Here is a 13,143-nt window from a genome sequence, read left to right as displayed (position 1 = left end):
CCTGAGAACCGACATGCTCCCCCCGGACACCCACCCTCCGCCCGACGCCTTCGGCTCCTGGCCGAAGTCCGCGCCCTGGCTGGTCCTGGCCTACGGACTGTTGGGCCCGGCCCTGCTGCTCGTCCTCGCGCCGGGCGCCCGGGGCTTGGCGTTGAACGCCCTGAACACGATCATCTTCGCCCATGCGGGCATCCTCGCCCTTGCCCGCGCCCGCAAGGAGCGCGACGCCCGGTGGGGCTGGCAGGGCATCGCCGCGGGCCTGTTCGCGCAGACGCTCAACCAGGCCTGGGCCACCTTCAGCATCCTGCGGTACGGAACCGCACCGCCCTTCCCGTCCTGGGGCGATCTGCTCTCCGTCCTTACCCTGATCCTGATCGCCGCCTCCCTGCTCGCCTGGCCCCTGGCCTCCGCCTCGGGATCGGAGCGCTGGCGCAAGGGCATGGATGGCCTCGGCGCAGGCATGTCGGCCTTCTTCATCGGCTGGTTCCTGGCCCTGGGCCCGCTCTTCCACAGGCCCGGATCCTCCCCCGAAGAGCGCGGCGCCATGGTGGTCTTCTTCCTCGGCAACGCGACGATCCTGGGCATCTGCGTCTACCTTGGCGCACGCCGGACCTCGCGGTTCCGGGGACCCCTCGGATGGGTGACGATGGGCTTCGCGGCCTCCCTGCTCCAGATCACCCTTCAGGTTCCGCTCGTCCTCGTCGGCCAGTACCGCCTCGGCGATTCCCTCGATCTGCTGGTCCTGCTGGCGGCCATCTTCATCCTGCTGGCCCCCATGGCGCCCTTCCCCGTGGAGCCGGGACATCCCCCGGACGTCGAGGTCCAGGACCGGTCCATCGGCGCGCTGATGCTGCCCATGCTGCCCGCCGCCCTCGCCCTGGCCGTGGTCCTGGCGGCTCTGGCCTGGGCGCCCTCCACCCTGGATGCACCCCTGCTCGCCATGGGCACCACCATGGCGGGTCTGGGGCTCTTCCGCGGCATGCTCGCGTTGCGCGACCTCCAGCGGCTTTCCGCGGCCCTGGAATCCCGCGTGATGGCGAGAACCCATGATCTCGAAGCCATGCAGGAAACCATGCTCAGGACCGAACGCATGAATGCGATGGCCGTGCTGGGCGCTGGCATGGCTCACGATCTCAACAACGCCCTGGCCACCATCCGGGCCTGCGCCGAACTCGCCATGGCCAGGCTCGAAGAGGGCCAGGCCCCCGAAGGCAAGGATCTGGCGCATATCCTCGTCGCCGCGGACCAGTCGACCGCGCTCACCCGCCGGCTCATGAGCTTTGGACGCAGCGAGGATGAGCCCCACGCCTCGATCTGCCTGCGGGACGAGCTCTCGCACATGGAGACGATCCTGCGCATGCTCCTCGGAAGGCAGTGCAGCCTGCGCCTGGAGCTGGGCGAGACCACCGTGCCGATCCTCGGTTCCCGCACCCAGATCGAACAGATCTTCGTGAACCTGGTGTCCAATGCCCGGGACGCCATGCCCCAGGGCGGCGATATCACCATCCGGCTTTCCCGGATCCTCTTCGCCGGAAAACCCCTGGCCTGCGTGGAGGTGGAGGATACGGGCGAAGGGATGCCGCCGGAGGTGCAGGCCAAAATCTTCAGCCCCTTCTTCACCACCAAGGCCCCGGGCCGCGGCACGGGTCTGGGTCTGCCTTCGGTGCGCCAGCTGATGCACAACCTGGGCGGGGATCTGAGCGTGACCTCCCAGCCGGGCGTGGGCACCACCTTCATGCTCCGGTTTCCTGTAGCCGAGGGCTAGTCGTCTTCCCGGCCTGCGAAGCGCCTACAATCACCCCTGCCCCTCCGAGCCACATCCCGATCCAGCCCTTCCTTGCCGGCCACCCGGTGCAGGTCGCCATGATCCCTCCTTCGCCAGCCAGGGCCCTTCGCCCGCTCCTCCTCCTGGCGGGAGCCCTGGTGCTGATGGCCGCCTTTGGCTGGCTGGTCTCGGGGTTGCCGCCGAGGCTGGTCCAACCCGCGGTGGGCCTGGGTCTCGGCCTATCCAACCTCGTGGCCTTCGCCTTCCTCGTCGTCCGCGCCCGCGAACCCGGGCCCGAGCAACGGGGCTGGCTGCTGCTGACCCTCAGCTTTTTGGGCGTCATGGGCTCCAATGCCGTGCTGCTCTTCACCCCATCACCCCTCATCGAGGTGTCCACGGCTGAGCGGCTCTACTTCCTGCTTCAACTGGTCATCGCCCTGATGCAGGCCTGGGCGCTGCTGAGCTGGCCCCTGCAGACCTCGGCGCGAACGAGCCACCGGTACATGAACCTCCTGGGCTGCCTGATCTTCGGGTGCTCTCTCTTCCTGGTGCTCTGGACGACGGCGCTCTTCCAGGAACTGGATCACGGCCAGTGGCCCCTCTACGTCCGCATGATGGGGCTGGGAGTCCGCGTGGCCATCGTCGGCGGCGTGGTCACCTACCTCCTGGCCGACGATCCCCGTCGCGTGCGGGGCCCCGTGGGGTGGATCTTCCTGGCCGCGGTGGCCACCGTCACGATCCTCGTGTTGCTTCGTCCCTACCTTTTCGACGCCCGGGCCATGATCCAGCCCTCGCCCTTCTTCGGCATGGTGGTGAGCGCGCCCCTGTCCTACGTCGCGGCGGCCTGGCTGCGGGCGCCGGTCGAAGTCCCCGAGGAGGCGCCCCGCCTGCGCTTTCCCATGGTGGATGGTCTGCTCTACCTGCCCTTCATCGCCGCCGGCGGAGTGCTCATCGCCTCGGATTTCCGGCGCCAGAATCACTTCCCGGCGCCACTGGCCGGATTCATGACCATCAGTGCCCTCATGCTCGTCCGCCAGTTCCTGCTGATCCGCGCCGTTCGGAACGCCAATGAAAAGCTGGAGGAGCGCGTGCTCTCGCGAACCCGCTCCCTGGAGGACCTGCAGCGGATCATGCTGCGCAATGAGCGGATGAACGCCTTGGGCCTACTCGGGGCGGGCCTGACCCACGATCTGAACAACGCGATCACCGGCATCCGCGGCTGCGCGGAGCTGGCGCGCATGCAGGTGGAAGAGGGGGAGACCCCTTCGGTGTCGGATCTGGACCGGATCCTGGTGGCCGCGGATCAGTCCGCCGCCCTGACTGGCCGGCTCATGGCCTTCGCGCGCCAGGAGGAGGAGGTTCTTGGAAGCCTGGAGCTGGTGGAGGAGGTCTCCAGCCTCGAACCCATCCTGCGCATGCTGCTCACGCGAAAGCTCTCCCTGAAGCTGGACCTGGGCGAAGGACCGATCCGGATCCGCGGATCGCGGCCCCAGATCGAACAGATCCTCGTGAACCTGGTAGGGAACGCCCGCGACGCCATGCCGAAGGGGGGACTCATCAGCCTGAGGGTCTGGCTGGATGACCAGGCTGTCCCTCCCGTTGCCTGCCTGGAAGTCAGCGACACGGGGGAGGGCATGCCACCCGAGGTCCAGGCCCACATCTTCGAGCCCTTCTTCACCACCAAGATCGCCGGAAAGGGCACGGGCCTCGGCCTGGCCTCGGTGCGCTACCTGATGGAAGAAGCCGGAGGCTCCATCCAGGTGGATTCCCAGCCGGGCCTGGGCTCTCGGTTCACGCTGCGGTTCGCCCCGGCCGGCTGACAAAGCCGCACAGACCGAGCGCCGTCAGGACTACCCACCGCCACATCCTTTGACTGCGGTCTGTGGTTCGCGGCCTCGCTACCCGCGCTCCAGCCGGGCCAGGAAGGGGGCTTGCTAACCTAAGGCATTCTCCGGAGTGCCCATGTTTCCCCAATTCACTGAGGATCAGTCTGCGATTCGTGAGGCCGCCCGCGATTTCGCGATGTCCGAAATCGATCCCGGCGCCGCGGGACGCGACGCCAGCGGTGAATTTCCCAAGGCCATCCTGAAGCAGCTGGGCGAGATGGGATTTCTCGGCATGACCGTGCCCGAGGCCTACGGTGGCGCGGGTGTGGACTTCCTCAGCTACATTCTCGCCCTGGAGCAGATCGCCTACGCGGATGCCTCCGTGGCCGTGACCATGAGCGTGAACAATTCTGTGGCCTGCGCGCCCATCCTGGCCTTCGGCAACGAGGCCCAGAAGCAGAGGTACCTCAAGCCTCTGGCCAGCGGCGAGCTGCTGGGCGGCTTCATGCTCACCGAACCCGACGCGGGTTCGGATGCCGCGGCCCTGAAGACCCGTGCCACCAAGGTGGACGGCGGCTGGAAACTGAACGGTGCGAAGGCCTGGATCACCAACGGCGGCGTGGGCCGCTACTTCGTCACCATGGCCCGCACGGATCCCGACAAGGGCAAGAAGGGCATCAGCGCCTTCATCCTCGACGCCGACCAGCCTGGCGTCGTCATGGGCCGCCCCGAAGAAAAGATGGGCCTGCGCTCCAGCAAGACCGTCATGGTGGCCCTCGAGGACGCCTTCGTACCCGAGGACGCCATGCTGGGCAAGCCCGGCGACGGCCTCAAGGTGGCCTTCGGCGGCCTCGACGGCGGGCGCATCGGCATCGCGGCCCAGGCCCTCGGCATCGCCCAGCGGGCCATGGATGAGAGCGTGACCTACGCCAAGGCCCGCCGCTCCTTCGGCAAGGCCATCGGCGAGCATCAGATGATCCAGACCTACCTGGCCGAGATGGAGGCCCGCCTCCAGGCCTCGCGCCTGCTGGTCTACCGCGCCGCCTCGCTCAAGGAGGCGGGGAAGACCTGCACTGTGGAAGCCGCCACGGCCAAGCTCTTCACCACCGAAAGCGCCGTCTGGCTCTGCGACCGCGCCGTGCAGATTCACGGCGGCTACGGCTATTCCCGCGAATACCTCGTCGAGCGCCTCTATCGCGATGTGCGCGTCACCACCATCTACGAAGGCACCAGCGAGATCCAGCGCATGGTCATCGCCCGGGAGTTGTTGAAGTAGACATTTCTGCTCCGGGGGTTCCCCTCGCAACGCATGCGTCACGAGGACCTATGGGCGCGCTTTGCGCACACCCCGGGCCCCCACGCCGATTCACGGTCAAGCCGCGAATCGACTTTTCAACATCTGATGAAATAGAACTTGCCCTCATCTAGCGAGGGAGGCATCCTGCTTGCTGGGTTAATCTAAACCGGCCCCTGCACTCGTCCGTAGGCAGCCTGTCCCTGTGGCAGCTCTTTTCGATCTTCAAGGAGTGGTGATGACGCGTCTTCCGATCCTCCCGGCCCTGCTGGTGGCCTTCTCCCTGGTGGCCCAGGACGCTCCCAAGGCCGATGCTCCGAAAGCCGCGGGCATCAAACTGAGCCTGCAGGATGCCATCGAGACCTCGCTGAAGAACAATCTGCAGGTCGAGATCGCCAAGCAGTCCCGGATCTCCACCCAGGCGGGCGAGACCCTCGCCCTCGGCAGCTTCGACTGGAACCTGGGCAGCAACCTTAGCATCAGCCACTCGAAGTCCACCTTCGAGGACAAGCAGCTGGGCCTGCAGACGGCCTCGGGCAACACCACCAACGACTATCGCAGCTGGAGCCTGGGCCTGAACAAGCCCTTCGACTGGGGCGGCACCTTCCAGCTGAACTACAACCCGACCTACAACTCGAGCACCTCGCACTACCTGGCGACGAGCACCTTCCCCGGCGCCAACGTTTCGAGCTCGCTCCCCTACACGGGCACCTTCGGCGCGTCCTACACGCAGAACCTGCTGCGGGGCTTCGGGCGCGATGTCACCGGCGCAAACCTGATCGTGGCCAAGCTGGGTTCCAAGTCCGCGGACTACGCCTTCCAGCTCTCCATCATCAACCTGGTGGCGAGCACCGAATCCCAGTACTGGGATGTGGTCTTCGCCCAGCGCAACCTCGAGAACAAGCAGCAGGCCCTGGAGCTGGCCCAGAAGCAGCTCAAGGAGAACCAGATCCGCGTGGACGTCGGCACCCTGGCGCCCATCGAAGTGACCTCCTCCGAGGCCTCCGTCGCCCAGGCCGAGCAGGACATCATCGCCGCCGAGGCCCAGCTGCTGAACGCCAAGGATGCCCTCATCCGCGCGCTCTATCCCGGCTCGGAACGCCCCGCCGGTCTCGAACTGACCGACGCGCCCACCCTCAGCCATACCGCGCTCAAGGAGGACGAGGCCGAACGCATGGCCCTCGACCGCCGTGTGGAACTCAAGAACGCCCGCCTGGATCTCCAGTCCAAGAACGTCCTCGAGAACGCCGCGAACAACCGCCTCCTGCCTCAGCTGGACCTCAGCCTCGGCTACAACGGCACGGCCTCCAACTACGACACCCTCTCCCCCGTGAACAAGGACCTGACCCAGGGCAAGAATCCCGGCTACTCCATCGGGCTCCAGTTCTCCATGCCCATCCAGAACCACGCGGCCAGGGGCAGCCTCTACCAGGCTCGGGCCGCCCGTCACAGCAGCGAGCTGAACCTGCAGGACCAGGAACTGGCCATCCGCCTCCAGGTGCGACAGTCCATCCGCAACATCGAGGCCGCCGAAAAGGGCGTGAAGGCCGCGGAAAAGACCCGCATCTTCCGCGAGAAGGATCTCGACGCCGAGAAGAAGAAGTTCGAAAACGGCATGAGCACGAACTTCCTCGTCCTCTCCAAGCTGAACGACCTCAACACGGCCAAGGGCAACGAACTCCAGGCCCAGATCAACTACGCCAAGGGTGTCACGGCCCTCGAACAGGCCGTGGGCAACCTGCTCGAAGCACGCAAATTGTCCGTGAAGTAAGAGCTTCTCACCTTGCGAAAACGGGCCCCGATCGGGGCCCGTTTTCGTTACCTCCGCCGCGCAGTGGCGGAGCCTGCCGGTGTTTCCGGTTTGGTCTCCGCGTCCGCGGGCAGCGTGTCCAGCAGTGTCTTCCAGTCGAACCATTCCTTCTGGCCCTTGATCCATTTCTGGAACCAGTTGAACTCGGCGACCATCTTCACCATCTGGTAGCGGGGCTCGGTGAGGCCGTGGGGCATGCCGGGATAGACGAGGTACTCCACGGGCACCCCCAGCTTCTTGAGGGCCATGTAGAGCTCGTCACTCTGCGGCTTGGGCACGCGCTGATCGGCCTCGCCCACATGGATCAGGGTGGGCGTCTTGGCGTTCTTGATGTACTTCAGCGCCGATTCCTGGATGAAGTTGTCCCAGGCCTCGTAGGGTTTCCCGCCCAGATAGAACTCGCGGACGCTCTGCACGTCGCTTTCCGCGTACATCGAAATCCAGTTCACGGCCCCTGCCCCGGTGCTGATGGCCTTGAAGCGGTCCGTCTGGGTGAGGGTCCAGCTGGACAGGTGCCCGCCCGCGCTCCAGCCCATCATGCCGAGCTTGTCCGGATCCGCGAGGCCCATCTCGATCAGGTGGTCCACGCCGCTCAGGATGTCGCCGTAGGACAGGCGCATGAAGTTGCCGCCGATCTGGCGCATGAAGGCCTCGCCATAATTCGTCGAGCCGCGGTAGTTGGGCTGCAGCACCAGGTAGCCCGCCGCCGCATAGATGTGCGGGTAGGTCACGTAGCGGGCCTGGAACCCGTTCATCTCCGCGGAGGCGGGCCCTCCATGGAGCTGCACGATGAGCGGATAGCGCTTCCCCTTCACGTAATCGAGGGGCTTGATGAGCAGACCTTCCACCGTCACGCCATCCTTCGCCTTCCACCGGATCGTGTCCGTCTCCGCCAGGGAGAACTTGGCCACCTGGGGATTCGCGTTCGACACCTTCACCCAGGCCGCCGAAGATCCCACCGTCTGCGGCTTGGCCACGTAGTAGTCCTGGGGCTGCTTCGGCGTGCTGAAGCTGAGCAGGAAGGCTTTCGCCTCCGCGTGGTAGGCCCCTCCAACCACGCCCGTCATGTGCGTCAGCTGGGTCATCGCGCCCGTGCCCAGCGACAGCGAGAAGAGGTGCTGGTCCGCACCCAGGCCCTCGGTGAAGTAGAGGGTGCTGGAATCTTCGCTCCAGCTGGCGCTGGCAACGCTCATATCCTTCCCGGCCATCAGGTTCCGGGCCGCTCCTCCCGCCGTGGGCAGCGCCCAGAGCTTTTCGTTGCGAAGGCGGTCGAAGCGCTCGGGCGCGGCGTAGACGAGCCATTGGCCGTCCGGGGAGAAGGCCGAAAAGCCCGCAAACTTCTCCTGCACCTGACGGGTCTTGCCGGATTCCAGGTCCAGCAGGTGGAGGCTCGCCTCCTCCTGGGTGATGTCGCCCGTGCGGCGCCCGGCGGGGTGGGCCCGGTACGAGGCCCAGTGGCCGTTCTTCGAGATCTGGAAGGAGGTGAGGGTCAGGTCGCCCCCTTCGGTCCAACGCTTCTCCGTCCGGTCCTTCAGTCCGATGGACCAGAGATGCACCGGGGGCTGCTCCGGATCCGCGACGCGCACGTCGAACTTCTTCTCTTTGCGTTTGACGTCATCCTTGTCCAGCCGGTCGGCGCTGGTGAAGTAGATCCGCGCACCATCATCGCTGATGGCGAAATCCCGGATGGGCGTGGCGTGCTTGGGAAGGGCCGCCACCGCGAGGTCCTCCGAGGCCAGATCGATGAGCGAGATCTGACGGTCCTCAGCCTTCCCGGCGCTGAAAGCCAGCCATTTCCCATCGTGGCTGAAGGCGAAGGCGTGCACGCCGTCCTTGGCCTCCGTCAGCTTCCGCGCCTCGCCGCCCTCGATCGACATCAGGTAGACCTGCTGGGCGCCGTCGCGGTCGCTGAGAAAGGCGACGCGCTTGCCGTCCCGCGCCCACTGCGGGGCCGTTTCATTTTTCTCCCGCGTGAAGGTCATCTGCCGCGCCGCGCCAGTGGCCGCGTCCGCCACGAAGAGGTCCGTATAGGCCTTGCCTGATTTCCAATGAGGGATGCTCACGGTGTAGACGACACGGGCACCATCCGGCGAGAGCTGGCCACCGCCCACGGCGCGCATCTCCATCACATCCATGAAGGTCATGGGGCGCGTCCCCGGAACGGTGGCTGGCGCCGCAGCCGGAACCGCCGTCTGGGCCGTCAGGGAACCCATCCACACCAGGGCTCCCAGGATCCCCGCCCATCGCATCGAACGCATGCCCCCTCCTGCCTCGTTAATTGAGGCTTTCATCATGGCCGGATGCCAGGCTTCAGTCCATGCGCAGGCTGAGATCCACGGAGGGCGCGCTGTGCGTGAGGGCCCCGACGCTGAGGAAATCCACGCCCGTCTCGGCTACGGCCCGCGCCCGGTCCAGCGTGATATTGCCGCTGGCCTCCAGGAAGAGCCGCCGCCCGCTCCGGTCGCGGAGGGCCACGGCCTCCCGCATCTGGTTCAGATCCATGTGGTCGAGGAGAACACCGTCCACATCCGGCAGTTCCAGGCAGGCCTTGAGCTGGCCCAGGTTCTCCACTTCGACTTCGATCTTCACCAGGTTGGGCGCCACGCGCCGCGCCGCCTCCACCGCCGCCCGGATGCCGCCCACGGCCGCCAGGTGGTTCTCCTTGAGGAGCACTCCGTCACCCAGGCCGAGCCGGTGGTTCACGCCGCCGCCGCAACGCACGGCGTATTTCTCCAGCAGCTTGAGGCCGGGCGTGGTCTTGCGCGTGTCGAGCACGCGGGCCCCCGTGCCTTCGATGGCATCGACGAATTTCCGGGTGAGCGTGGCCGTACCGGACAGCCGCTGCAGCAGGTTCAACATCACGCGCTCGACGAGGAGGATGCCGTGGCTGGACCCGCGGAGGCGCATGACTTCCGTGCCCGCCAGCACCTTCTGGCCGTCGCCCCGGGGCACTTCGAGGGTGATGGCGGGACAGGCCAGGCGGAGGACCTCCGCCGCCATGGGAAGACCCGCCAGCACGAGGTTCTCCTTGGCCGTCAGCCGGGCCGTCATGGGCCGGTCCGGAACCGCTGCCGTGGTCCAGTCCTGGGTGCCCCAGTCCTCGCGCAGGAAGGCACGGAGCTGGTCGCGGTAGGTTTCGGGGTGCGGCGGATGGAACATCGATCACTCCGGGTTCAGCCTACAATCATTCCAAACCCGGAGTCCCCATGTCCTTTGTTCTCGTCGAGAAATCTGATCGCATTGCCTGGATCACCCTGAACCGGCCCGAAAAACTCAACGCCTTGAACAACGACGTACTGAAGGAGCTCGAGCAGGTCTTCGCAGACCTGGAGCACGACGCCGAAGTGGGCGTGGTCGTGGTGACGGGCGCGGGCGAAAAGGCCTTCGTGGCCGGCGCCGACATCTCCGAGCTGAAAAGCCTGGATTCCGCTTCCGCCCGCGTCCAGGCTCTGCGCGGCCAGGCCGTCTTCCAGCGCATCGAGGCCATGCCCAAGCCCGTCATCGCCGCCGTGAACGGCTTCGCCCTGGGCGGCGGCTGCGAACTGGCCCTGGCCTGCCACATCCGCATCGCCAGCGAGAACGCCCGCTTCGGCCTGCCCGAGGTGAGCCTGGGCATCATCCCCGGCTACGGCGGCACCCAGCGCCTCCCACGCCTCGTGGGCAAGGGCGTGGCCCTGGACATGATCCTCAGCGGCGAGATGACGCCCGCCGCCGATGCCCTGCGCATGGGGCTCGTGAGCCGCGTGGTGCCCCAGGCCGAGCTCAAGGCCGCTGCCGAGAAGCTGGCAAAGACCGTCCTTTCGCGCGGTCCCCTGGCCCTCCGCAGCGCCCTCGCCGCCGTGCACGAAGGCCTTGAGATGCCCCAGGAGCAGGGGCTTCAGTACGAGGCCGCCCTGTTCGGCCTCCTGGCCGCCACCCAGGACATGCAGGAGGGCATGGGCGCCTTCCTCGAGAAGCGGACCGCGCAATTCAAGGGGCTCTAGGCCCCGCTGATTCCCCGATGACGACCCTTCTCCGAGCCCTGCGGATCCTGGCCATCGCTTGTTTTTCGGGACTCTGCCTGGTTCCGGCGCCCCCTTCATCCACAGGGGGACGAAAGGTTGTCGTCGGAATCAACCGCGACTTCCCCCCCTACGAATATCTGGACGCGAAGGGACAGCCCGAGGGCTACGACATCGACCTGATGCGGGCGGTCGCCGAGCTGGAAGGGCTGGACCTGGAATTCCGGGCCGATACCTGGGATGGCACCCTCAGCGCCTTCCGCGAGGGACGCGTCGATGTCCTCGCGGGCCTGCTCCACTCCAAGGCGCGGGAGGCCTTCGCCGACTTCTCCACGCCCCATCTGGTGGTTCACTACGCCATCTTCGTGCGCAACGGGGACCTGCGAATCCAGGATGCAAGCCAGCTCAAGGGCCACCGGATCCTCGTGGAACGGCAGAGCCAGATGCACGATCATCTCCGCTCGCTCGGCCTGGATTCGGAGCTGCTGCCCGTGGGTTCCGAACCCGAGGCCCTCCGCCGTCTCGCCAGCGGCGAGGCCGATGCAGCGGCGGCCCCGCAGTTGGAGGGCCTGGGTCTCGCCAAACGCGAACACCTGACCATCCGCACGGCCGGCGGCCCTCTGATGACCCGGCAGCTCTGCTTCGCAACGCGCAAAGGTGACGCGGACCTGCTTTCCAAGCTCAATACCGGTCTCGCCATCCTCAACGAGACGGGACGCTACGCCGACATCTACAAGGCCTGGTTCGGGGCCCTCCAACCCGACCCGAGGACGGGCGCCCTCCTCATCCGCCGCGGGCTGATCGTCCTTGCCGCAGTCTGCCTGGCCTTGATCCTGCTGGGCGTCTGGAACCGCTCCCTGAGCCGGAAGGTGGTGCGGGCCACGGCGCAGTTGCGACAGGCCAACCAGGAGATCCAGGACCGCGAAGCCTTCCTCGATACCGTCATCGAAAGCCTGCCCGTGGCCATATTCGGGAAGGATCCCCGCAAAGGCTACGTGTTCACGCTCTGGAACGCCCGCAGCGAAGAGATGTTCGGCCTTCCGCGCCAGGAGGTGCTGGGCAGGACCGACTACGATTTCTTCCCCAAGGAGCAGGCGGATTTCTTCCGTGCCAAGGATGAGGAGGTGGTACGCGAAGGGCGCCCCGTCGAAATCCAGGAAGAACGGATCTCTTCGGTGTCCCTCGGGGACATCACGCTCCACACGCGGAAGGTGCCCCTCTTCGATGACCACGGCCCCGCCCTGCTCCTCGGGATATCCGAGAACATCACCGAACGCAAAACCATGGAGGAGGCCCTCCGGCAATCGCAAAAACTCGAAAGCCTGGGCATCCTCGCGGGCGGGATCGCCCACGACTTCAACAACCTGCTCACGGCCATCATGGGCAATCTGGGGCTTGCGGAATTGCATACCCCGGAAGGGCATCCGGCCCAGCCCTTCCTCGCCAACGCCCAGGCCACGTCACTGCGGGCAGCGGAACTCACGCACCAGATGCTGGCCTATTCGGGCAAGGGCCTCTTCGTCGTCAAACCCGTGGACCTCAGCGAGACCGCGGGCGACATGGCCAGCCTGCTCAAGGTCTCCATCTCGAAGAAGATCACGCTGCGATTCGAATTCACCCCCTACCTGCCCCGTATCCAGGCCGATCCCGCCCAGCTCCAGCAGGTGGTCATGAACCTGGTCACCAATGCGGCCGAAGCCATCGGCGATGCCGAAGGGGAGGTGCGGGTGGCCACGGGCCTCGCGGACTTGGAAGCCGCCCAGCTTCCCGGCCTCCATCCGGGGTCCCAGATTCCGGCGGGTCGCTACGTCACGCTGCGGGTGACGGACAGCGGAATCGGCATGGCGCCCGAGGTACTCTCACGCATCTTCGATCCCTTCTTCACCACCAAGTTCTCCGGACGCGGCCTCGGGCTCTCCGCCATGCTTGGCATCCTCCGGGCCCATCACGCGGGCATCAGCATCAAGAGCCAACCCGGCGCCGGCACCGAATTCTGCCTCTACTTTCCCGTGAGCGACCAGCCTCCGGATGCGGAAAAGCCTCGGCCGGTCTACGACGGACTGATGCCAGACCTGGGCACGGTGCTCGTGGTGGAAGACGAACCCGACGTCCGCCAATCCACCGTCGCCTTGCTCCGGCATGCCGGCTACGAGGTGCTGGAAGCCTGGGACGGTCTGGAAGCCTGCGTCCTCTACCGCCAGGAACGGGCCCGCATCGACCTCGTGCTCATGGACCTGACCATGCCGAAGATGGATGGGCGAACGGCCGCGGCGGAGATCCTCAGCTTCGATCCCAAGGCGCGCATCGTCCTCACCAGCGGCTTCCAGATCCTGTCCGCGGAGCACGCGCCCGGCGGACTGGCGGGCTTCCTGCAGAAGCCTTTCCAGATGGAGGATCTCCTCGAGATCCTCCATCTCGCCAACCCATCTTCAGATCAACAGTCCTAA

Annotated in this window: 8 protein-coding genes; 6 read left to right on the top strand and 2 right to left on the bottom strand. The window is 66.3% G+C overall.

Going from position 1 to position 13,143, the window contains the following annotated elements; translation table 11 throughout:
- Positions 1-13 precede the first annotated feature (13 nt).
- From QSJ34_RS03105 to QSJ34_RS03090, 4 genes are all read left to right on the top strand, one after another.
- Positions 14-1,765: a sensor histidine kinase gene (locus QSJ34_RS03105; protein WP_285570160.1), complete on the top strand. Its 1,752-nt coding sequence runs from the start codon at positions 14-16 to the stop codon at positions 1,763-1,765.
- Positions 1,766-1,863: 98 nt separating this feature from the next.
- Positions 1,864-3,585 (top strand): sensor histidine kinase, encoded by a 1,722-nt coding sequence (locus QSJ34_RS03100; protein WP_285570156.1) that lies wholly within the window; start codon positions 1,864-1,866, stop codon positions 3,583-3,585.
- Between the two features lie 142 nt (positions 3,586-3,727).
- A complete protein-coding gene (locus tag QSJ34_RS03095; RefSeq protein ID WP_285570153.1) occupies positions 3,728-4,867 on the top strand; it encodes an acyl-CoA dehydrogenase family protein in 1,140 nt (379 codons plus the stop codon).
- Between the two features lie 256 nt (positions 4,868-5,123).
- Positions 5,124-6,656: a TolC family protein gene (locus QSJ34_RS03090; RefSeq protein WP_285570151.1), complete on the top strand. Its 1,533-nt coding sequence runs from the start codon at positions 5,124-5,126 to the stop codon at positions 6,654-6,656.
- 47 nt (positions 6,657-6,703) lie between these two features.
- On the opposite strand, the gene QSJ34_RS03085 is transcribed toward QSJ34_RS03090, so the two are convergent.
- Complete coding sequence (locus QSJ34_RS03085; RefSeq protein WP_285570149.1) at positions 6,704-8,953, bottom strand: S9 family peptidase; 2,250 nt, start codon at positions 8,951-8,953, stop codon at positions 6,704-6,706.
- 52 nt (positions 8,954-9,005) lie between these two features.
- Entirely contained in the window at positions 9,006-9,854 is an 849-nt protein-coding gene (nadC, locus tag QSJ34_RS03080) for a carboxylating nicotinate-nucleotide diphosphorylase (protein ID WP_285570146.1), read from the bottom strand.
- A 47-nt stretch (positions 9,855-9,901) separates the two neighbouring features.
- Here nadC and QSJ34_RS03075 point away from each other — a divergent pair, with 47 nt between their 5' ends.
- Positions 9,902-10,678 carry an enoyl-CoA hydratase-related protein gene (locus QSJ34_RS03075; RefSeq protein WP_285570144.1) on the top strand — a complete coding sequence of 259 codons (777 nt, stop codon included), beginning with the start codon at positions 9,902-9,904 and terminating at the stop codon, positions 10,676-10,678.
- A 17-nt stretch (positions 10,679-10,695) separates the two neighbouring features.
- Positions 10,696-13,143, top strand: coding sequence for a transporter substrate-binding domain-containing protein (locus tag QSJ34_RS03070; protein ID WP_285570141.1), 2,448 nt, complete (start codon positions 10,696-10,698; stop codon positions 13,141-13,143).

The sequence above is a fragment of the Geothrix limicola genome, from assembly GCF_030268085.1.
GTDB classification, from domain to species: Bacteria; Acidobacteriota; Holophagae; order Holophagales; family Holophagaceae; genus Geothrix; species Geothrix limicola.
This window is presented reverse-complemented; position numbering and strand designations above follow the sequence as displayed.